Origin of the sequence: Streptomyces sp. 3N207 (assembly GCF_052246355.1) — a bacterium.
Classification (GTDB): domain Bacteria; phylum Actinomycetota; class Actinomycetes; order Streptomycetales; family Streptomycetaceae; genus Streptomyces.
The window spans coordinates 132,575-153,231 of record NZ_JBQQBV010000005.1; the positions used below are offsets into that span (position 1 = coordinate 132,575).

22 protein-coding genes and 1 pseudogene are annotated in these 20,657 nt (G+C 71.2%); 15 read left to right on the forward strand and 8 right to left on the reverse strand.

The genetic code is table 11. The features are described 5' to 3' along the window. The first annotated feature begins 219 nt into the window (after window positions 1–219). From ACTWP9_RS10155 to ACTWP9_RS10175, 5 genes are all read left to right on the forward strand, one after another. On the forward strand, window positions 220–1,722 hold the full coding sequence (locus ACTWP9_RS10155; RefSeq protein WP_443245709.1) for a hypothetical protein: 1,503 nt from the start codon (window positions 220–222) through the stop codon (window positions 1,720–1,722). 137 nt (window positions 1,723–1,859) lie between these two features. Then, window positions 1,860–2,048 (forward strand): hypothetical protein, encoded by a 189-nt coding sequence (locus ACTWP9_RS10160; protein WP_443245710.1) that lies wholly within the window; start codon window positions 1,860–1,862, stop codon window positions 2,046–2,048. Between the two features lie 364 nt (window positions 2,049–2,412). Next, entirely contained in the window at window positions 2,413–3,657 is a 1,245-nt protein-coding gene (locus ACTWP9_RS10165; protein WP_443245711.1) for a cytochrome P450 family protein, read from the forward strand. A 341-nt stretch (window positions 3,658–3,998) separates the two neighbouring features. Continuing rightward, window positions 3,999–4,754 carry an SDR family NAD(P)-dependent oxidoreductase gene (locus tag ACTWP9_RS10170; RefSeq protein WP_443245712.1) on the forward strand — a complete coding sequence of 252 codons (756 nt, stop codon included), beginning with the start codon at window positions 3,999–4,001 and terminating at the stop codon, window positions 4,752–4,754. An 84-nt stretch (window positions 4,755–4,838) separates the two neighbouring features. Then, window positions 4,839–5,675 carry a helix-turn-helix transcriptional regulator gene (locus ACTWP9_RS10175; protein ID WP_443245713.1) on the forward strand — a complete coding sequence of 279 codons (837 nt, stop codon included), beginning with the start codon at window positions 4,839–4,841 and terminating at the stop codon, window positions 5,673–5,675. A 6-nt stretch (window positions 5,676–5,681) separates the two neighbouring features. Here the strand turns inward: ACTWP9_RS10175 and ACTWP9_RS10180 are convergent. The 6 genes and pseudogenes from ACTWP9_RS10180 to ACTWP9_RS10205 form a co-directional block, all read right to left on the reverse strand. Continuing rightward, window positions 5,682–5,918: pseudogene (locus ACTWP9_RS10180) on the reverse strand (tautomerase family protein); the annotation flags it as partial. Then, window positions 5,875–6,468 (reverse strand): TIGR03086 family metal-binding protein, encoded by a 594-nt coding sequence (locus tag ACTWP9_RS10185; protein ID WP_443245714.1) that lies wholly within the window; start codon window positions 6,466–6,468, stop codon window positions 5,875–5,877. The pseudogene ACTWP9_RS10180 and the gene ACTWP9_RS10185, both read right to left, overlap by 44 nt. Before the next feature lie 70 nt (window positions 6,469–6,538). Continuing rightward, entirely contained in the window at window positions 6,539–7,033 is a 495-nt protein-coding gene (locus tag ACTWP9_RS10190) for an SRPBCC family protein (RefSeq protein WP_443245948.1), read from the reverse strand. A 26-nt stretch (window positions 7,034–7,059) separates the two neighbouring features. Beyond that, window positions 7,060–7,401 (reverse strand): ArsR/SmtB family transcription factor, encoded by a 342-nt coding sequence (locus ACTWP9_RS10195; protein WP_443245715.1) that lies wholly within the window; start codon window positions 7,399–7,401, stop codon window positions 7,060–7,062. 4 nt (window positions 7,402–7,405) lie between these two features. Next, entirely contained in the window at window positions 7,406–7,786 is a 381-nt protein-coding gene (locus ACTWP9_RS10200; RefSeq protein ID WP_443245716.1) for a VOC family protein, read from the reverse strand. Window positions 7,787–7,839: 53 nt separating this feature from the next. Continuing rightward, window positions 7,840–8,685, reverse strand: a complete 846-nt coding sequence (locus ACTWP9_RS10205) for a class I SAM-dependent methyltransferase (RefSeq protein WP_443245717.1) — start codon at window positions 8,683–8,685, stop codon at window positions 7,840–7,842. A gap of 107 nt (window positions 8,686–8,792) precedes the next feature. Between ACTWP9_RS10205 and ACTWP9_RS10210 the strand changes: the two genes are divergently transcribed. The 6 genes from ACTWP9_RS10210 to ACTWP9_RS10235 all read left to right on the forward strand — a co-directional run bounded on the left by ACTWP9_RS10210 (window position 8,793) and on the right by ACTWP9_RS10235 (window position 15,791). Continuing rightward, window positions 8,793–9,392, forward strand: coding sequence for a TetR/AcrR family transcriptional regulator (locus tag ACTWP9_RS10210; RefSeq protein WP_443245718.1), 600 nt, complete (start codon window positions 8,793–8,795; stop codon window positions 9,390–9,392). Between the two features lie 139 nt (window positions 9,393–9,531). Beyond that, window positions 9,532–11,811, forward strand: a complete 2,280-nt coding sequence (locus ACTWP9_RS10215; protein WP_443245719.1) for an MMPL family transporter — start codon at window positions 9,532–9,534, stop codon at window positions 11,809–11,811. Between the two features lie 4 nt (window positions 11,812–11,815). Beyond that, window positions 11,816–13,006 carry a histidine kinase gene (locus ACTWP9_RS10220; protein WP_443245720.1) on the forward strand — a complete coding sequence of 397 codons (1,191 nt, stop codon included), beginning with the start codon at window positions 11,816–11,818 and terminating at the stop codon, window positions 13,004–13,006. Further along, window positions 13,003–13,671, forward strand: coding sequence for a response regulator (locus ACTWP9_RS10225; protein ID WP_443245721.1), 669 nt, complete (start codon window positions 13,003–13,005; stop codon window positions 13,669–13,671). The genes ACTWP9_RS10220 and ACTWP9_RS10225 overlap by 4 nt, the downstream gene beginning before the upstream one ends. A 221-nt stretch (window positions 13,672–13,892) precedes the next feature. Then, a complete protein-coding gene (leuE, locus tag ACTWP9_RS10230; RefSeq protein WP_443245722.1) occupies window positions 13,893–14,540 on the forward strand; it encodes a leucine efflux protein LeuE in 648 nt (215 codons plus the stop codon). A 249-nt stretch (window positions 14,541–14,789) separates the two neighbouring features. After that, window positions 14,790–15,791 (forward strand): alpha/beta fold hydrolase, encoded by a 1,002-nt coding sequence (locus tag ACTWP9_RS10235; RefSeq protein ID WP_443245723.1) that lies wholly within the window; start codon window positions 14,790–14,792, stop codon window positions 15,789–15,791. A 50-nt stretch (window positions 15,792–15,841) separates the two neighbouring features. On the opposite strand, the gene ACTWP9_RS10240 is transcribed toward ACTWP9_RS10235, so the two are convergent. Beyond that, window positions 15,842–16,471, reverse strand: coding sequence for a TetR family transcriptional regulator (locus tag ACTWP9_RS10240; RefSeq protein ID WP_443245724.1), 630 nt, complete (start codon window positions 16,469–16,471; stop codon window positions 15,842–15,844). Between the two features lie 81 nt (window positions 16,472–16,552). On the opposite strand from ACTWP9_RS10240, the gene ACTWP9_RS10245 reads away from it, so the two are divergent. The 4 genes from ACTWP9_RS10245 to ACTWP9_RS10260 all read left to right on the forward strand — a co-directional run bounded on the left by ACTWP9_RS10245 (window position 16,553) and on the right by ACTWP9_RS10260 (window position 20,214). Then, window positions 16,553–17,491, forward strand: coding sequence for an oxidoreductase (locus ACTWP9_RS10245; RefSeq protein ID WP_443245725.1), 939 nt, complete (start codon window positions 16,553–16,555; stop codon window positions 17,489–17,491). Window positions 17,492–17,776: 285 nt separating this feature from the next. After that, window positions 17,777–18,232, forward strand: a complete 456-nt coding sequence (locus ACTWP9_RS10250; protein ID WP_443245726.1) for a DUF6098 family protein — start codon at window positions 17,777–17,779, stop codon at window positions 18,230–18,232. A gap of 119 nt (window positions 18,233–18,351) precedes the next feature. Next, entirely contained in the window at window positions 18,352–18,909 is a 558-nt protein-coding gene (locus tag ACTWP9_RS10255) for a TetR/AcrR family transcriptional regulator (protein WP_443245727.1), read from the forward strand. A 159-nt stretch (window positions 18,910–19,068) separates the two neighbouring features. Next, complete coding sequence (locus ACTWP9_RS10260; protein ID WP_443245728.1) at window positions 19,069–20,214, forward strand: PP2C family protein-serine/threonine phosphatase; 1,146 nt, start codon at window positions 19,069–19,071, stop codon at window positions 20,212–20,214. On the opposite strand, the gene ACTWP9_RS10265 is transcribed toward ACTWP9_RS10260, so the two are convergent. Further along, window positions 20,206–20,589, reverse strand: a complete 384-nt coding sequence (locus ACTWP9_RS10265; protein WP_443245729.1) for an ArsR/SmtB family transcription factor — start codon at window positions 20,587–20,589, stop codon at window positions 20,206–20,208. The genes ACTWP9_RS10260 and ACTWP9_RS10265 overlap by 9 nt on opposite strands. Window positions 20,590–20,657 lie beyond the last annotated feature (68 nt).

The window sequence follows — 20,657 nt, forward strand, 5'->3', positions numbered from 1 at the left end:
CGACGGAGACGCGGTCGTGTTGAATTGGAGTCCGCCGTCGATGGGTTGGAGGTCGCTGCCAGCAAGGGCTCTGCTGCCAGGCCCGCCATGTGCGCCACCGTCGGGCCCCATGTGGTCCGGCACCGGCCGACTCCGACCCGGGCGGTGGCGACGGCCCGCCGGGGCCATGGGCTGAAAACTGTTCCGTGTTCTGATCGGTTTGGTGTGTGGGGGGTTTTGGTGTCGGTTCCGGGTGTGGGCTCCGAGGGCGCGGGCGACGGTGTGCTGGTGGTGGCGGGCGTCGGCGGGGGGCTGATGGATGTCGGCGTCGTCGTGGCGGGTCTGGGCGGAGTGTCCTGGAGCGGAGTACTGGCCGGCGCGGGCGGTGAACCCGTCGGCAGCAGAGGCGGGGTGGGAGTCGTCGAACTGGTGGGCCCGGTCGACCCACAGATGGTGCTGGCGCGAGTGCGCCTGGTCGCCGGGGTGTCCGGGCAGCTGCTGGTCGTCATCGTCGGGGAGCTGCGCAAGGACCCGCGCAAGGGCGGGCTGCACGTCGGACTGGGGGCGCCCGGCCAGCACTCGGCAGTGGTGCGGTACAGCGGTCTGCCCTGGCAGTGGCTGATAGGGGAGTTGGCCATAAGGCATCCCGGGACGACGACGGTGCTGCTCGACGTGGCGGCGGAGGCGGGCACCTGGGAGGCGATCCAGGCGGGCGGCCTGCCGGAAGCCCCCGGCGTAGGGGTCTACGGCCGGGTCGTGCGACAGGGCCGCGAGTCGAAGTGGCGACGGCGGCGGGCCGGCAAGGCGCCGATGGAACCCGCGTATCTCCAGGAGTGCGTTCGGCTGTGGCGCGCGGGCGGTCGTCTGCCCTTCGCGGAACTGCACGAGCGAGCCGCGGCGGTCTCCGGTACGACGGAGAACGAGCAAGCGCTGTTCGTGGCCTCGGCCACCGCAGCCGCGTTCCCGGCTCCGGCGGCCAACCCGGCTCCGGCCAACCCGGCTCCGGCGGGGAACCAGTCTCCGGTGGGAGACCAGGCTCCCGCGCCGGCAGCCGGCATGCCGAACGGCTATCAGCCCGTGGAGGTGCCAGTCGCGCAGAACGGCTGGGAGCACCAGCCCCGGCCGGACCTGCCGGCGGAGTGGCAGCGCGAGACCGGTCACGCGCTGCCCGCCCCGACGCCGGGCCAGCAGTCGCCCGCCCCGCCGCCGACCGCGGTCGAGAACGGTGCTGCCCTCCAGTCCCAAGCCGCAGCACAGCCTTCGGCGGCCCAAGCCCCGCCCCCCGCCGCCCAACCCCCGCGCGCGCAGCCCGCGGAGGACCCGCACGAGACGATCATGGCCGCCGCGCGGGCAGGCCGTCACCAGGAGGCCGAGTCCCTCGCGGCAGCCTGGCAGGACGCCGCCGAGCGCACCGAAGGCCACGGCTCGGAAGGTGCGCTGCACTGGGTGGAGGTCCGCGCCGACCTCGCCCGACTCGCAGGTGACCCGGCCCGCAGCTGCGAACTGTGGCTGAGTGTGGCCCGAGGCCGCCTCGAACTCGGCGAGGCGGAGAACGCACTTGAGGTCGAAGGCGCCGTCGACCGGGCCCACCACCAGTGGCAGTCTCTCGACGACGAGGCCATGGCCCGCGAGCTGGCGCCGGAACTGGTCCTCCTCCGCCGTCGGGTGCCCGGTCGCCAGCCCGGTGCCGTACGGCTGGTGGAGGAGCGCGCGGAGCGCCTCCTCGGCGGCGTCGAACAGTGAACGGAGTGGCGGCATCCGCAGGAGTGGCACCGGTTGGTCCGTTCGCAGCAGCACCGGACCAGCCGTGCACTCATCTGGTGGCACATCTCGGACGCTGTATCGCGCACTGTCCGTGACAACCACTCCAAGGAGCGCGCATGTTCCGTCGATCCGCACTGGCACTGGCAGCACTGCTCGCGGCAACTGTCTTCGCCGCAGCCCCCGCTGCTGCCGCCTCCGCCCCCGAGCCCCACGATCTGACCCCGCGCGAACACATGGCCCTCAAGGCCACGGAGAAGATCCTGGGCACCGTGCTGGGCGGCGTCGTCAACCTCGGCGGCAGCTGACAGCAGATCCCGCCGACCGACACCGACACCGACACCGACCCGGCCAGGTACCGGCATCCGTCCGTCCGATCGTCGCACCGACTGCCGCGCCGTCCGCATGTCTGGACGGCGCGGCAGTGCGCGGGCGCCGGAGCGGTGTACCGCAGGCCCTGGAGGCGTTCGTCCAACGTAGAGCCGGCTGGGGCGTTCCGGGGCCGGTTGCGGCCTGCCTCGAGCGGTTCGTACGGCGGCGCCCGCGGAGAGGCTTCGCTCGACGTGAGATGATCTTGACGCTTCTGCCCTCTACACGGACGCTTGATCGGCTCGTACTGTGGCAGTCGTCACCGCGTCAACTCCCCGCCCCGAACGGAGATTGCGACTCACCGTGTCTGTTTCCGAGCCTTTGATTCTCGACCCCACCGGCAGCGACCCGCACGGTGAACACAAGGCACTGCGCGAGCGGGGTCCGGCGACCAAGGTGGACATCCTCGGTGTCACTGCCTGGTCGGTCAGCGACCCCGTTCTCCTCAAGAAGCTGCTGACCGGCCCGGACGTCTCCAAGGACGCACGGCAGCACTGGCCTCAGTTCGCCGAGACGGTCGCCAGCTGGCCGTTGGCGCTGTGGGTCGCCGTGGAGAACATGTTCACCTCTTACGGCAGCGACCACCGCAGGCTCCGCCGCATGGTGGCCCCGTCCTTCAGCGCCCGGCGCGTCGCCGCGCTGGGGGAGCGCGTCGAACTCATCGTCGACGACCTGCTGGACGTGCTGGAGCGCACGCCGGACGGGGAGGCGGCGGACATCCGTGAGCTGTTCGCCTATCCGCTGCCGATCCAGGTCATCTGCCACCTCATGGGGGTGCCGGAGGAGCGCCGTGAGGGCTTCCGCGAGCTGGTCGACAACGTCTTCGCCACGACCCTCACTCCGGAAGAGGCCGCCGCCAACACCGCCAGCCTGTACGCGACGCTCGACGCCCTCATAGCCGAGAAGCGGGAACGGCCTGGCGAGGACATGACCTCACTTCTCATCGACACCCGGGACGAGGAGGGAGACGGCTCCACGCTCTCGGAGGCCGAACTGCGGGACACGCTGCTGCTGATGATCAGTGCGGGCTACGAGACCACTGTCAACCTTCTCGACCAGGCCATCACGGTGCTGCTGACCCACCCCGAGCAGCTTGCGCTGGTGCGGGAGGGGAAGGCCGGCTGGGCCGACGTGGTCGAGGAGACGCTGCGGTTCGAACCGGCCGTCAAGCACCTGCCCCTGCGCTTCGCGGTGCGCGACATCGCTCTGCCGGACGGACAGGTCATCGCCAAGGGGGAGCCGATCCTCGCCTCGTACGCGGCGGCCAACCGGCACCCCGACTGGCACGGTGAGACTGCCGACACGTTCGACCTGACGCGCTCCGCGCCCGGTCCGGAACACCTCGCCTTCGGGCACGGCGTCCACTTCTGCCTCGGCGCGCCGCTCGCGCGGCTGGAAGGCACCACGGCGCTCGAGAAGTTCTTCGCACGCTTCCCCGACGCGCAACTGGGGGTTCCCGCAGAGGAGTTGCGTCCCGTGCCCTCGCTGATCAGCAACGGTCACCAGACCCTGCCGGTGGTGCTGCGCCCGGCGCCTGCCACCGACTGACCGGTCGGTTCGTCCGGGGGCCTGCCGGGCCGAGTGCTCCGCCCTGGCAGGCCCTCAGTGCTCACGCACGGCCGACTCCAGCCGTCGCTCTCGGCGGCTCGGTACCGGCTGCCTGGTTGTGGCCCTTCTCCAACCGCGCGCGCCGGTCATGTCGTTCTCCCTCTCCCTCTCCCACCCCCGGTGGTGCGCTCCGTGCGGCGGCGCTGCTGTCCTCGGCCGTGCGCCGCAAAAGGGGGACCGGCGATCCCTGGACAGCTGCTGCCTTCCTCCCGTTCCGCGGCGACGGCACGGTTGAGCTGTAGGTATTCAGCACCGCATCACCACTGGACGGAGCACCCGGCATGACCCGCATCGCCCTCATCACCGGTGCCAACCGCGGACTCGGGCGCAGCACGGCGCTGCACCTCGCGGAGGCGGGCACCGATCTGCTGCTCACATACCGCTCGCACGGAGAGGAGGCCGAGGCCGTCGTGGCGCAGATCCGCGCTATGGGCCGGACGGCGGTCGCACTGCCGCTTGACGCCGCGGACACCGCCGCCTTTCCGGCGTTCGCCGACACCGTGCGTAGTCTGCTCAAGGAGCACTGGGACCGCGAGAACTTCGACCTCCTCGTCAACAACGCCGGTCACGGCAACCAGAAGCCGTTCGTGGACACCACCGAAGAGGACTTCGACGGGCTGATGAACGTCCACGTCAAGGGCGTCTTCTTCCTCACCCAGGCGCTGCTGCCGCTGCTCAGGGACGGCGGCCGGATCCTCAACGTCTCCACCGGCCTGACCCGTTTCATCGCCGCTCAGACCTCGGCATACGCTGCTGCCAAGGGCGCCGTCGAGGTCCTCACCCGCTATCTCGCCAAGGAGCTGGGGCCGCGCGGTATCTCCGTCAACGTCCTCGCGCCGGGTGCCACCGCGACCGACTTCGGTGGCGGGCACGTCCGAGACAGCGCGGAGTTCAGGACCTCCATCGGCTCGGTCACCGCGATGGGCAGGGTCGGGGAGCCGGACGACATCGGTGCCGCCGCCGCGGCGCTGCTCGCCGAGGGCAGTGCCTGGATCACCGGGCAGCGCGTCGAGGCGTCGGGCGGCATGCTGCTGTAGAAGCGGCTGAGCACAGCAACCGGAAGGCGGCGACCCGGCCGGGAACAACCGGAACGGGAGCGAAGGAACAGGGAGCATCGGACCGTGGACAGAGCGCAACTCGCGGACTTCCTGCGCACTCGCCGGGAGGCTCTCCAGCCGGAGGACGTGGGCCTGCCCCGCGGGCCGCGCCGACGGACCAGGGGGCTGCGGCGCGAGGAGGCGGCGGCACTGAGCGGCATGTCGACCGACTACTACAGCCGGCTGGAGCAGCAGCGCGGCCCGCAGCCGTCCGCACCGATGCTGGCGGCCATCGCCCGCGGTCTCCACCTGTCGCTCGCCGAACGCGACCACCTGTTCCGCATCGCCGGGCACAACGCACCCCCGCGGCTGGGTTCGGACCACATCGCGCCCGGACTGATGCGGATCCTGGGCCGTCTCGACGACACCCCGGCGCAGGTCGTCAACGATCTGGCCGAGACGCTGTGGCAGACACCGCCGGCCACCGCTCTGGTCGGCGACGAGTCCCGCTTCACGGGAGTGGACCGCAGTTTGTACCACCGTTGGTTCACCGACCCCGCCACCCGGCTGATCTATCCGGAGGAGGACCACCCGCGGCACAGCAGGTTCTTCACCGCGGAGCTGCGTGCCGCCTACTCCCGGCAGGGCAAGGGCAGTCGGGCCGAAGCGCTCGTGGAACGGCTGTTGGAGGCCAGTGAGGAGTTCGCCGAATGGTGGAGTGCCCACGAGGTCGGTGTGCCACGGGTGGAGCCGAAGCGGTTCCGCCACCCGGAGCTGGGCGAGATCGAGGTGCACTGCCAGGTTCTTCTGGACCCGGACCAGGCGCAGACACTCCTCGTCTACACGGCCACGCCTGGTTCGGAGAGCGACGAGAAGCTGCGCCTCCTGCCCGCCGTCGGAACCCGCTCCGCGGGAGCTTGACCGCCGCGCCTGCTTCTGCGCGGGCGTCCGCCCCGATCGCATGGTGATCGCGACGAAGACGATGCCGTCGTCGCGGTGCACACCGAGGTAATCGCCGTAGCGCAGCGTGCTGTTGGTGCCGTCGTGGCCGACGAGGACCTGGAACCGGTCGTCGGACGGTATCCCGATCGTCTCGACCAGTGCGTCGTGCACGGCCCGGTCAGGGTCGGCGGCCGATGAAGCACAGGAACGCGGTCTGTACATCGGTATCCGCGGGTGCCGGGACGCTCTCGTCGAAGGCGCCGGTCGCCAGGAGTTCCGCATGGTGGGGGAGCAGCGCCTGGTGGGTGCGGGTGACGGCGTCCTGGTCGAGTATCTCGTCGCCTCCGGTGGCGCGGGCCAGGTCCCAGGTGTGGCCCAGCAGTTCGAGGGAGCCGATCACATCGACGGCCTGCTCCACGGGGACCGGTCCGAGCGGACCGCCGGGCAGCGGCCGGGCCGCCGACGCGGGGTCACGGAGCATCGCGAGCATGTCGGTACGGCAGTCGAGGAACGCGGCTGCCAGATCGGCGCCCGGCTCCACGGCGGGCGCCTCCGCCATCGGGGAGACGGCGACACCGTGCGCCGGGGACGGGGAAGTGCCGTGCACCGCGGCGAGGATGCCGCGGTGCCCGTTGATGACGTGTGCGACCACATCGCGGGCGGTCCAGCCCTGGCACGGGCTCTTCGCATCCCAGCGGTCCGCGGGGACTGCCCGGACGCGGGCCAGGAAAGCGTCGGCGAGCTGTGCGTAGCGGTCTGCGGTATCGGACATGAGGGCTCCAGTTGTTCGGTACGTGGGGGAGCTACGTGGGCGGTTCTCCACGGGGCCGCGTATGCGCTGGTCAGCGCGGTGGCATGCGGCGGAGGACTTCGTCCAGGCGGCGCCCGACCACCGAGACCCAACCGCCGCCCATCACATCGCGGGCGCGCTGCTGGAGCGGATTGTCGGGGTCGAAGCCGTCGTGGACGAGGAAGAGCCGGGTTCCGCGGCCTTCCGGCTGCAAGGTCCAGGTGATGGTCCAGTCCGCGCCGCTCCGGCTGGCGGGGTCGGCATCGCGCCAGCCGATCCGCAGCATGCTCTCGGGCTCGAAAGCGAGTACCTCGGCCTGGACGGTGCCGGAGAACCCGGTGGCGGGCATGGCCCGGGCCTGCATGGTGTACCGGTGGCCGACCTCGAGACGGAAGTCGCAGGGCATGAGCCACTGCGCGATCAGGTCCGGTTCGGTCAGCGCGCGCCACACCTTGGCCGGTGGATGCGCCAGGAACTGGTCGACCCGGACGGCGGTCGCATCGTCGTCGGCCATTTCCTCGTCGGCCGTGTCGTCGGGGCTGCTCATGCCGTTACGGGCTGACTCGTCATCGGTCACGCCTCATCGTCCTCAAGGGTGTCGAGCAGGTCGCGCAGGTTGCTCAGCTTCTCGCGCCAGAACCGTTCGAACGGGTTCAGCCACTCCTGCACCTCGTACAAGGCGGCTGCTTCCAGCCGGTAGAGCCGCTGTCGGCCCGATCTGGTCTCGCTGACCAGCCCGGCCTCCCGGAGCACCCGCAGGTGTTCCGAGAAGCTCGGGCGCGCCATGGCGAAGTGCGCGGCGAGCTCGGTGACGGGCTGCGGGCCGTTGTCCCGCAGCAGTCCGAGCACCTCGCGCCGCACCGGGCTGGCCAGCGCTGCGAAGACCTTCTCCTCCTGTGTCCCGGTGGTGGGCATCGGTTCAGGCCCGGGTTCCCGACGGGGCCGGTGCGGAGAGCACGAAGCGGTTGCCGTCGGGATCCGCGAGGGTGGCCTGGCGGCCCCAGGGCAGCTCGTTCGGGCCCTCGATCGCGGCACCGGCCTGCGCGAGTCCGGCGCAGTCGGCATCGAGGTCGGACGTCTCGAGGATGATGCCGCTCGCGCTGCCGGGGGTGAAGCCCTGCTCGGCGGAGGCGAGCGTGAAGCTGGTCGCGGCTCCGCGCGGGGCGACCTGGAGCCAGCGGACCGGGCCCATCTGCTGGTCGACGAGGACCTCGAAGCCGAGCGTGGAGACGTAGAAGTCCTTCGCCCGGTCCTGGTCGGAGACGGGCACGGTGACGGTCCTGGCGTGCGTGATGTTCATGCGAGCACTATACGTAGGAAATTTCCTACGTGTCACTCCGTCGTCGTAACCCGTCACCGGCGCACGGCGGTGACCAGCCAGGCGGAGCTGCGCAGTCGTACCGTGCCCTCGGCGTCCTCGTGGCTGCGCAGCAGTTCGGTCAGCTCTCGCCGGGCCCGGGCGCCGGTCTCCCGGTCCACCTGCGTCAGCAGGTGGCGGCCGGGCCCCGAGTCGAACAGGAAGTCGGCCGCGTCCTGTGCTCCCTGCCCCCACCTTCCGTCCGCTTCGGTGTGGCGGACGGCGATGTCCGTGAAGCCGGCCGCCGTGAGGACCTCGCGCACCCGCGCGGGGTCGGCGAGGGAGAACATGCCCGGCCCGCCGGTCGCCCCGAAGCCGCCGACCGGCAGATGGTCGCGCAACTCGGCGAGAGTCTGGAGCCATTCGTTGCCCTCGGCGCCGGCCGCGCAGATGAAGGCGAGCCGGCCCTCGGTGCGCAGGCCGCGGGCGATGTTGGTGAAGGCAGCTACGGGGTCCGCGAAGAACATCACGCCGTAGCGGCTGATCGCCACATCGAAGTCGCGGCCGGCAAGGGGGTGCACCTGGGCGTCGCCCTGTTCGAACGTCACGTTGTCGAGGTGTTCCGCGCGTGTGGTGGCGCGGGCGCGCTCCAGTTGCGGCCCGGAGAGGTCGACGCCGGTGGCGTGTCCGTCGGTGGCACGGCGGGCGGCGAGCCGGGTGGTGGCGCCCGCGCCGCAGCCGATGTCCAGCACGGCATCGCCGGGCGCGATGTCGGCGGCCGCGAGCAGTGGCTGGTTGAACCCCTCGTTGACGGCGTCCCAGCGGTCCTGGTTACGGGCCCAGTGGTCGCCCTCGTAACCATTCCATGCCTGCTCCTGCTCGGCGTTGGCGCTCTGCTGCATGACGAACCTCGGCTTTCCCGGCCTAGTATGGGCGTATGCCCAAAGAATGTATGGGCGCGTGCCCAAACTGTCCACCCGCCATACTGTCCTAGTCCGAAAGGTCCCTGATGTCCCCTCGTGGTGTGGCCGTCCCCGATATCCGTGAACGTCTTTTCGCCGCAGCGGAACGTGTTGTCGCCCGTGACGGTTCCGGCGCGCTGACGAGCAGGGCCGTCACCGATGAGGCGGGCTGTGCCAAGGGGATGCTGCACACCCATTTCGCGGGTGGGCTGGACGAGTTCGTCGCCCAACTCGTCCTGGACCGTTTCGCGCGGACCGCCGCGCTCGCCGCCGAACTGCCGCGCCGGGCCGGTCAGGAGACGGTCGCCGCGAACCTCGCCACCGTCACGACAGCGCTGCTCACCTCCGCCGGCCCGACCATGGCAGGCATCGCCCTCACCCGCCCCGGCGCCTCCGCCCGCTTCCGCGACGCGATGGCCGCCGGAGCCCCGGGATTCGCCGCCGTCCAGGAGTCAGTTGCCGCCTATCTGACCGCCGAGCAGCGCCTGGAGCGCCTGGCCGCCGATGCGGACCCCGAGGCCCTCGCCCTCGTCCTGGTCGGCACCGCCCACCACCTTCTGATGACCAGCTGGCCGGGCGCCCCGGATCCGTCCGCACAGCTCGACCGGGTGATCGCGGCGCTCACCGGCTCCGGCACACCCCGCTGACGTCCCGATGTCATGCGGCGCCCCCGGCCGTGGCCGTGGGTGTACCCAAGGGAACCGTGGGGGTCCACCGACCGGTTGACGGCAGGTTCAACCTGGCGATGCTGTCGCCGCCGACCCGCGCGCGACCAGCATGTTTCCCATGACCGAACTTGTTGTACGCACGGCACGCCGGAGTGCGGCGCACCCCTGGAAGGGCATCGTGGGGTGGTTCCTCTTCGTCGCGCTGTGTCTCGGCGCGGGGATCTCCGCGGGGACCCACGCCGCCACCACCGAGGACTACCGCATCGGCGAGGCGGGCCGCGCCGAGGCCATGGCCGCACAGGGCGGACTCCAGCAACGGCCCGTGGAACACGTCCTGATCACCCGGGAACCGGGCGGAGACAAGAGCAGAGACAGCAGCGGAGACAAGAGCCGAGACCACAGCGGGCACAAGAGCCGTTCGCTGTCGGGCACAGCAGCGCTCACCGCCGCCCGTGAGATCGCCGCGGGGATGAGGAAGCTCCCCGAAGTCCGGTCCGTGAGCGCGCCGGTACGCGCCTCGAACGGCGCAGCCCTGCGGCTGGACGTGACCCTGAAGGGCTCCGAACTCGACGGCAAGAAGCACGTCGACCCGCTGCTGGCGCAGACACGGAAGTCGGCTGCGGACCACCCCGGCCTGCGGATCGAGCAGACCGGCGGCTCGTCCATCAGCAAGGGAGTCGATGGGCTGCGCTCGGACGAGCTCGCCCGCACCGAGAAGGTGGCGCTGCCGGTCACCCTGATCACTCTGCTGCTGGTGTTCGGCTCGGTGGCGATGGCACTGGTGCCGCTGCTGCTTGCGCTGACATCCATCGTCGCGGCCGTGGGGCTGTCGATGCTGGCCTCGCACGTCTTCCCCGACGCGGGCGTGGGTACCAACGTGATCCTGCTCATCGGGCTGGCCGTCGGCGTCGACTACACGCTCTTCTACCTCAAGCGGGAGCGGGAGGAGCGGGCCCGGTCCGGCGGGAGACTCAGCTCCCGTGCCGTGGTCGAGCTCGCGGCGGCCACTTCGGGGCGGGCCGTGGTCTGGTCGGGGCTGGCCGTCGCGCTCTCCAGCGCGACGCTCTATCTGGCGGACGACGTCATCTTCTCCTCGCTGGCGACCGGCGCCATCGTCGTCACCGTCGTGGCCGTGATCAGCTCCCTGACCGTGCTGCCCGCCCTGCTCGCCGTGATGGGGGAGCGCGCCGAGCGGCGTGCGGCCCGGCGTGCCGAACGCGGCACCCGGCGGCTCATACGCCGCCGCACCGACCCGGCGAACACGGGCGGCGACGGTGCCCGGGAGGGCAGGCTCACCGGTACGGTGCTCCGGCTCGTGGAACGCCGGCCCGCCGCCACCCTGGGCTTCGCCGTGGCAGTGCTGCTCGCACTGGCGGCACCCGTGGCCGGCATCAACCTGACCGACATGGGCCGCGAAACCCACCCCCGCTCCGTCGCCGCGATGCGTACCTACGACCGGCTGAACGCCGAGTTCCCCGAACTGAAGGCCACCCACCGGGTCGTGGTGCGGGCCGACGCCGACCGCGCCGACCAGGTGGCCAGGGCGCTGCACAGCCTGGCGGAGGAAGCCGAGTCCGACCCGGCTCCGGGTGGTACGCCGCGGATCCGGGTGTCGCCCGACGGCCGGATCAGCATGCTGGAACTGCCCGTTCCGCACCATGTGAGCACCGCCGAGGCCCGCTCCTCGCTGGAACGGCTCCGGGAGCGGTACGTACCGCACGCGGCGACCGCGTTGCCCGGCGCGGAGCTCGCCGTGACCGGTGACGTTGCCCGCCATGCCGACTATCCCGCCCATCAGAAGCAGCAACTGCCGCTGGTCGTCGGTGCGCTGCTGCTGGTGACGTTCGCGATGACGGTGTGGGCGTTCCGCTCGGTGGTCCTCGGCCTGGTCGGGGTCGTACTCAATCTGCTCTCGGCAGCGGCGTCCCTCGGTGTGCTGGTCGCCGTCTTCCAGCACCGCTGGGCGGAGGGGCTGCTGGACTTCACCTCCACCGGCTCCATCGGCTCCCGGGTGCCGCTGTTCCTGTTCGTGATCCTCTTCGGCCTCTCCATGGACTACCAGGTGTTCGTGATCAGCCGGATACGGGAGGCGGCACAGGGCGGTCTGCCCACCCAGCAGGCCGTCATGGCGGGCGTACGCAGCTCCGCCGGTGTGGTGACCAGCGCGGCAGTCGTGATGGTGACGGTCTTCGCGAGCTTTGCGGCGCTGCATCTGATCGAGATGAAACAGATCGGGTTCAGCCTCGCCGTCGCCGTGCTGCTGGACGCCTTCGTCATCCGGCTGCTGGTACTGCCCGCGCTGATGCTGCTGTTGGGCGAGCGCTCCTGGTGGCCTGTGCGCCGGGCACCGGCTCCCCCGGCCACGCGTCCTGAACCGCAGCCGGCCCGCATAGGGTGAGCTCATGCGTCCCTGGCTCCAGCTCGGCGAACGGGCTTCCGCCGCCACGTTCCACCGCTGGTACTCCGTCACCTGGGTGCTGTTCGGGCTGGCGCCTCCCGCCATCGGCGTGGTCGACGACGCCCTCGCGACGCGGCTGATCGCCTGGCCGGTACTGGCCGTGCTCGGGCTCTGCTACGCCGGTCTGCGCAGCCGCGCGGAGCGCCCGACGGTGCGGCCACGGACGTTTCTGGCCGCGCTGGTCGCCGGGATGGCCGTGCTGTCAGCGGTGCTCGGCGGCGGCGCGGCCCTGTTCGTGGTGTCGCTGCCGCTGTTCTGGATCCATGCACGTGGCTCGCGTGCCCCGATGCTCTGGAGCGGTGCCGCCGCCCTCGTGTCCGTCGTCGCCGGCCTGCCGCGGGAGCAGTGGAACCCGGAGTTCTTCACCGGCGACCTGGTGATCACCGCGTTCGGGTACGTGGCCGGCGTCGGGCTGGGGCTGTGGGTGCGGCGTCTGGTGGCCCAGGGTGAGGAGCGCGCCCACCGGCTGGGTGTCGAACTGGCCAGTGCGCAGCGGCAGTTGGCGGAGGCGTACCAACGGCAGGGCGCCGCCGAGGAGCGGGAGCGGCTCGCCCGCGAGATCCACGACACCCTCGCTCAGGGGTTCGCCTCCATCGTGGTGCTGGCCGAGGCCGCACGGGACAACCTGGCGGCGGCACCCGGCGAGAGCCTGCGGCAGCTGGAGTCGATCGAGCGGACGGCCCGCGAGAACCTGGCCGAAGCCCGCGTCCTGGTCGGCTCCGCACCGCGCAGCGGCATTGCCCCCGGCTCGGTGGCGGCGACCCTGCGCAGAACCCTGGACCGGTTCGCGCAGGACACCGGGATCCGCGTCGAAGCGGACCTCCAGGACGTCGCATGCGACCAGCCGACACGGATCGCGCTGCTGCGCTGCACCCAGGAATCGCTGGCCAACATCCGCAAGCACGCCGCGGCCTCCACCGTCGGCCTGCTGCTCACCGGGGACGCCGACCGCGTCGAGTTGGAGATCACGGACGACGGGAAGGGCTTCGTCGTGGAGCGTGCCCGCGGCTTCGGACTGGACGGTATGGACAGACGGCTGGCGGAGCTGGGCGGCGAACTGACCGTCACCAGCGCGCCCGGCGAAGGCACCCGCATCCTGGCCGCGCTGCCCGTCACCGAGGGGGCCGCAGCATGAGCGGCGGGCAGCAGACCCGGCCGGAGCGCACCGGCGAGGATGCTGTCCGGGTCCTGGTGGTGGACGACCACACGGTGATGCGGGCCGGAGTCGTGGCCCTGCTTGCCCCCGAGCCCTCGATCACCGTCGTCGGCGAGGCGGGCGACGGCGGCGAGGCGCTCGAATTGGTGGGCTCCCTCCGGCCGGACGTCGCCCTCGTCGACCTGCGGATGCCGGTCCTCGACGGGGTGCACCTCACAGCGCGCGTGGTCGCAGGGTTCGTTCCCACCCGGGTGCTGATCCTCACCACGTACGACACCGACGAGGAGATCGAACGCGCCGTCGAGGCAGGTGCCATGGGCTATCTCCTCAAGGACACCACCCGGGAACAGCTCGTCGACGCGATCCACGCCGCACACCGGGGCGAGACGGTGCTGGCGCCCCGGGTGGCCGAACGCCTCGTGGCCCGGATGCGGCGGCCGGCCGCCGTCGCGCTCACCTCCCGCGAAGTGGAGGTGCTCTCGGCCGCCGCCGACGGGTTGTCCAACGCCGCCATCGGCCGCCGGCTGCACATCGCGGAGGCCACCGTCAAGACTCACCTGCTGCGGGTGTTCGCCAAGCTCGACGTCAGCGACCGCACCCACGCGGTGGTCGTCGCACTGGAACGCGGACTGCTGCAGCGCTGAACCGCCCTCCCTCTCCATCGCCGCTACGGCGACCTGGCGCCCTCGGCCGACGGTCGCCCACCGCCCACGCGGCGGCCTGCAAATGGTGTTGCGGCACCGCTGAGCATCTGTTGTGATCCCTCCCTCGGCTGCCCCGGATCAGTCAGACACCGGAGGCCGCACGGTGATCCGGTCAGCGGTGCCCGGCGGCCGGAACGACAGCCGGAGAGTGGAGAGACACCATGCTGGGAGTGGCGAACCTACCGACGTACGCTCTGGGGACGCTGCTGATCATTCTGCTGCCGGGGCCAAGCTCTCTCTACACGCTGTCGGTGGCAGCGCGGCGCGGCGTGCGGACGGGCTACCGCGCCGGGGCCGGCGTCTTCGTCGGTGAGACGGCCCTCATGGTGCTGGCTGCGGCGGGTGTCGCCTCGCTTCTCCAGGCCAATCCGGTGGCTTTCGGGGTGGTGAAGTTCGCCGGAGCCGGCTACCTCGGCTGGATCGCCGTCGGTATGCTCCGCGCTGCGTGGCGCACCTGGCGCACCCGGAAGGAACCCGCCGCCGACGGGCAGCCGGAAGCGGTCGCGGTGGAGCGCCCGTTCCGCCGGTCCCTGCTGGTCACGTTGCTGAACCCGAAGGCGATCCTCTTCTTCATCTCGTTCTTCGTGCAGTTCGTGGACCCTGCCTACCCCTACCCGGCACTGTCCTTCGCGTTGCTGGCGGTGGTCTACCAGTCGATCAGCGTCTGCTACGTCTCCGTACTGATCCTCGGGGCCACCTGTCTGTCGGCGCAGTTCAGCCGCCGCAAGCGGCTGTCGGCGGGACTCACCACCGGGGCGAGTGCCCTGTTCTTCGGCTTCGCGGCGAAGCTCGCCACCGCCGGAGGCTGAGCGGCCCCGCAGCGCCGGTCACCCCCTCGGCGACGCTCGCCCAGGAGTACGGCATCGAGGCGGTGTTCACCCCGAGCCGTACCGTCCTGACAGCCGGACGGACGCACAGGTTTTTGCCGGACCGGCAACAGGGCTGGCATCCGGGCACGGTGAGCCACATGATCGTTACCGGGCCGCGGACCGGGCCGACCGGCCGATGGGCCCGGCAACGGGCACGGTGCTCGGCAGTTCAGCAGCTTCGGAGGGCAAATGTCGTCGCAGACCAAGGAACTGACGCAGGAACTCACACACCGGCTGGTCCCCTCGCCGGCCGGCCGGATCCATCTGGTCGAGCAGGGCAGCGGTCCACTGGTGCTGCTCGTCCACGGCTTCCCCGAGTCCTGGTACTCCTGGCGCCACCAACTGCCCGCATTGGCAGCCGCCGGATACCGCGCCGTCGCCGTCGACGTACGGGGCTACGGCCGCTCCTCGAAGCCCGTGGAGACGGCCGCGTACCGGATGCTCGACCTTGTGGAGGACAACGTCGCGGTCGTGCACGCCCTCGGTGAGCGGACCGCGGTGATCGTCGGGCACGACTGGGGCTCGCCCATCGCCGCGAACTCCGCCCTCGTCCGTCCGGACGTCTTCCGCGCGGTAGGGATGCTGAGCGTCCCCTACAGCCCGCGTGGCGGCCCCCGGCCCACCGAAGTGTTCGCCCGGGTGGGCGGAGACGAGGAGTTCTACGTCTCCTACTTCCAGCAGCCCGGCCGTGCCGAGGCCGAGATCGAGCCCGATGTCCGCGGCTGGCTCGCCGGCGTCTACGCGGCGCTGTCCGCCGACACCATGCCGGCCAAGAGTGCTCCGGACCCGCATTTCCTCGCCCAGGGCGGCCTGATGCGCGACCGGTTCCCGACCGGACAGCTGCCTGGCTGGCTCAGCGACGAGGATCTCGACTTCTTCGCCGGGGAGTTCGAGCGGACGGGGTTCACCGGGGCCCTCAACCGCTACCGCAACATGGACCGGGACTGGGAGGAGCTCGCCGACTTCGACGGCGCTGCCCTCACCCAGCCGTCGCTGTTCGCAGGCGGCGGCCTGGACGCCTCCACCACCTGGCTGCGCGACGCCATCGACGCCTACCCGACCACTCTCCCGGGCCTGCACTCCTCCCACATCCTCGAAGACTGCGGCCACTGGATCCAGCAGGAGCGCCCCCAGGACATCAACCGACTGCTGACCGACTGGCTCGCGTCGCTGCCCACCCCGGACGCCTGAACCGGCCCCACAACACCGGCACTTCCCCGGCGCCGCCTCTCCGTGTCAGGTCACCCCTCGGCGGGAGCCGGCCGCTCGACGGCGTCCAGGGCCGGGGCGATCACGGCGAAGGCCCGGTCGGTCAGTGCGGCCGGGTCCTCGGCGCCGTCGCTGCCGCTCCACCGGTGCAGTACGGCGTCGAAGGCGGACAGCGCCATCCCGGCGGCCAGGCGCGGGTAGAGCTCCGCCTCCGGGTCGACGTCCAGGCGGCGTGCCAACTCCGCCGCCAGATCGTCGCGCCACTGCGCCTGGCGCTCCAGAAAGCGTGCGTGCAGGGCGGGCGTACGCAGAATCAGCTGCACCACTCGCAGCGCCCGCTCGGAATGGTCGGCGCAGGCGGCGAGGGGAACCCAGACAGCGTGCCGCAGTGCGACGGACGGCGGTTCGGGCACGGGGCGGGACGCCAACTCCGCCCGGACGTCGGTGCCCATGTCGGCAAGGAACTGGACGACCACGTCCTCCTTGGACGCGAAGTACCGGAAGAACGTCCGCTTGGAAACGCCCGCGGTGGCCACGATTTCGTCGACGGTGACCGCGTCGAACCCTTTCAGCGCCAGTAGTTGCAGCGCAGCCTCGGTCAGTTCGTCTGCGACGAGCTGACGTTTGCGCTGGGCCAGGCTCAGTTCTGGGCGGGTACTCACCGGACCATCGTAGCCGGGTGCCCTTCATGGCGCCAGCTGACATGATTGACACCAAGTGTCAGCCAGTGCAATCTGTGCCGCATGACACCGGAACAGCGTTGGACCATCGAGCAGATACCGGACCAGACCGGGCGGATCTTCGTCGTCACCGGCGCCAACAGCGGCCTCGGCCTGGCGACCACGAGGGCGCTCGCCCGCCGGGGCGGGCACGTCGTCCTCGCGGTGCGGGATGAGGAGAAGGGGCGGCAGGCGGTCGCGGAGATCACCGCCGGGCAGCCGGACGCCCGCCTCGAGGTGCGCCGCCTCGACCTGGCCGATCTCGACTCCGTCCGCGCCTTCGCCGACCGGCTGTGCACCGATCACCCGCGGCTGGACGTGCTCGTCAACAACGCCGGTGTGATGGCGCCGCCCCGCTCGCTGAGCGCGCAGGGGCACGAGCTGCAGTTCGCCTGCAACCACCTGGGCCACTTCGCGCTCTCGGGGCTGCTGCTCGGCCCGCTGGCCGCCGGCCGTGATCCCCGGGTGGTGACGGTGAGTTCGGTCAACCACCGCAAGGCCCGCCTCGACTTCGACGACCTCGGCGGTGAACGCCGCTACTCGCCCATGGGCTCCTACAACCGTTCGAAGCTCGCCAATGCCGTCTTCGGGCGGGAACTCCACCGGCGGCTGACCGCGGCCGGCAGCCCGGTGCGCAGCGTCCTCGCCCACCCCGGCTACACCGCGACCAACCTCCAGTGGGGTACTCCGACCGGCCTGTGGCAACTGCTACTGGGCCGCATCGGCAACCCGCTGCTCGCCCAGCCTCCGGCCCGCGGCGCCCTGCCCCAGCTCTACGCCGCGACCGAGCCGAGCGTGGCAGGTGGCCAGTTCATCGGCCCCGACGGACCGGCCGAACTGCGTGGCGCCCCCACCCGGGTGCGGCTGTCCGCCGCAGCGGAGAACGCGGAAACCGGCCGCCGGCTGTGGGAGGTGTCGGAACAGCTCACCGACGTACGGTTCGGCTTCTCGGCCCCGGTCTGACGACTGTGTCCGTTACTGCTGGTGGAGGAGGGGAACCCGGGCCACGTCAGCCAGGGCGCCGGTCACCGGCCGGTGGCGGGTGCCGGAGGTCGTCGAGGAGTCGTCGAGGAAGGGAGAGCCCGCCGTGACCAAAGCGCGGGACATCATGACCGGCAGCGCCGAGCCCACCGGTGCGGGGGAGAGCGCGCCGGATGCCGCCCGCAGGATGCACGCCCTGCCGACCGGCTGAGACGCCCTTCGGCTGTCCCGGGCCGGCCGACGGAAGGCTGCGACAGGAGCTCGACCATGGACCCGACAGCTGCCATGCCTGTCTTCACCACCCTGGACGCCCTCACGGAGCTGGTTACCGAGCGCAGCAGTCTGTATGTGCGCTGGTCCCGCGGCCCGTCGGTCGATCTGAAAAGGGTTTCGAGCATGGACGACCTGACGGGCGCGGCGATGCCCGGGCTGTCCGCCAGCCCGCTCGACGTTGAGGCGTGGTGGGAGGACCGTCCCGCGCGAGTGTGGGTGGCCCGCCGTCTGTACGACTACTCTCACCTGCCCCGTGTCAAGGACTCACTGACCCGCCCTTGGGTCCTGACGGGGCAGGAGAGGGGCCGCGGCCCCGACAACGAGCCGCTGGTCCGGGGCGTCGAGCCGCTGGGCTGGATCGATGATCGCGTCATCGCCGAAGCGGACGCCGTCATCACCCGCCAGCCCGGCAGCTGGGGTCCCGTACGCCGGGACGGCAGCGCGCTGTGACGCCCCGCCGCCGAGCCGCCGCTCGGGCTCACCCTCGCTATACGGTTACGTATAGACGGAAGTCACCCCGCATATACGGCTCCGTATGGAAGGCTCGGGGAGACGTGAGGGGAGACACCATGGGCGTGACCCGGACACCTCGCGACAGGTGGATCGAGGAGGGGCTGCGCGCGCTCGCCGCCGGCGGCCCGGATGCGGTCCGGATCGAGTCGCTGGCGCAGGCGCTCGCCGTCAGCAAGGGCGGCTTCTACGGGTACTTCGGCAACCGAGAAGCGCTGCTCACCGAAATGCTCGACACGTGGGAGCGTACGGTCACGGACGACGTCATCGAGCGGGTGGAGCGCGATGGGGGAGATGCCAAGGCCAGACTGGAGCGGCTGTTCCTCATCGCCTCGGCCGGCCAGGGACCGGTGACGGGCACCGCCGCCGACCTCGCGGTCCGCGACTGGGCACGGCGCGACGAAGCCGTCGCACGGCGGCTCCGCCGTGTCGACAACCGGCGGATGGCGTACCTGCGTTCCCTCTTCGGCGCCTTCTGTACCGACGAGAACGATGTCGAGATCCGCTGCATGCTCGCCGTCTCCCTGCGGATCGGCAACCACTTCATCGCCGCCGAGCATGGCGGCGGCAGCCGTGCGGAGGTATTGGAACTGGTCAGGAAATGGCTCCTCGGGTAGCGCCTGCTGGCAGCACCGTCCGCACCGGCGCGGCCGGTGGCCGAACGCATCGCCGGTGACCATCCTGCTTGGAGCAGGTGGACGGCCGCATGCCGGAACCTGCGGCCTCGGCGGTGCGGGGAAGCGCGCAGCAGCACGATCGAGGGGCAGGATGTTCGGGTGAGTCAGGTGTGGGTGTGGCGACGGATCTACCGGTGGGTGCCCGCCGGGGTGCTCGTGCTTGCCGTCGGGCTGGATCTGCTCGCGCGTCATTGGGTTTCCACAGCACCTCTGCTCGCCGTGGCGCCGGTGGTGGCCGCGCCGGTGCTGGAGCCGCTGACCATCGTGGCCGTCGGCGCCGCGGCCATGGCCGCGCACGCCGGGCTGGCCTACTCGAGCGGCACGTTCGGGCCGCAGAGCGGTATCGGCATCCAACTCACCCTGGTGGCCATCACCGCGCTGGCGGTCGGGCTGAACCGGACCATGCGCTCGCACCATGCCACCGCCGACAAGGCCCGGCACGCCGCCCAGGTGGCCCAGCAGGCGGTACTGCCCACTCCGCCCGAGCGCACCGGGGGCCTGCACGTCGTGGCACGGTACGTCCCCGCCGACGAGACGGCCCTCATCGGGGGCGACCTGTACGTGGTCCAGGAGACGCCGTACGGGGTGCGCGCGATGATCGGTGACGTACGCGGCAAGGGACTGTCCGCCATCTCGGTGGTCAGCGCGGACATCGGTGCCTTCCGCTACGCAGCGGACCACTGCGCGGACCTGCTCACCGTGGTGGAGTCACTGGAGGAGACGCTCGCGAGGGAGGGGCAGCGGCAGGGCGGACTGGAACAGACCGAGGGGTTCACCACCGCGCTGCTCGTCGAGTTCGCCCCGGACCTGGAGCAGGTCCGGCTGGTCAACCGTGGCCATCCGCCGCCGCTGCTCCTGGATCCGGCGGGCTATGCCCAGGTGCTGGAGCCCCGCCAGGAGGCGCCGCCGCTGGGGATCACGACCCTCGGCTCCTGGATCTCGCCCGTGGAGACCTACGACCTCCCGCCGGGCGGGACACTGCTGTGCTTCACCGACGGCGTCACCGAGGCACGGGACCGGAGCGGCACCTTCTACGACCCGGCCGACCGGGTCTCCCAGATGCTGGACGCCTACCGGCGCAACACCGGCTACCCCGCGGATCCGCACACCGTCCTCGACTTCCTGGTCACCGACGTACACCGGCACAGCGCCGGACCCGCCCAGGACGACCAGGCGCTTCTCGCCCTCACCCGCCCCGCCCGCCGCAGCGACCTCCTGACCGAGATCCCGCCGCTCTCATCCTGACGCCGCGACGGCTTCGTCCACGGTGTCGGTGAGGCCGAGGCGGAGATGTTCGACGTGGTACAGCGCTTGGTCGAGCAGGGCGGCGACATGGTTGTCGTGCAGCGTGTAGACCACGGAGCGGCCCTGCCGGGTGCCGGTGACAAGGCCGAGATTGCGCAGCAGCCGCAGCTGATGGGAGCAGGCGGACTGCTCCATACCGACGGAGGTGGCCAGTTCCGTTGCCGCGCACGGCCCTTCGCGCAGTCGGGCCAGGATCAGCAGCCGTGACGGTGTGGCAAGGGCCTGCAGGGTGGTGGCGACCTGCGACGCGTTTTCCGAAGTGAGGCGGGTGCGCGGGGTGGCGTCGGCTTCGGGGGTGTTCGCTCCATGGCCCATGGGCTCCATCCTACGGAGGTGAACACATGAATGGCTGTTCAAGCGTTCCTGTATGGTGAGGGGGTCGC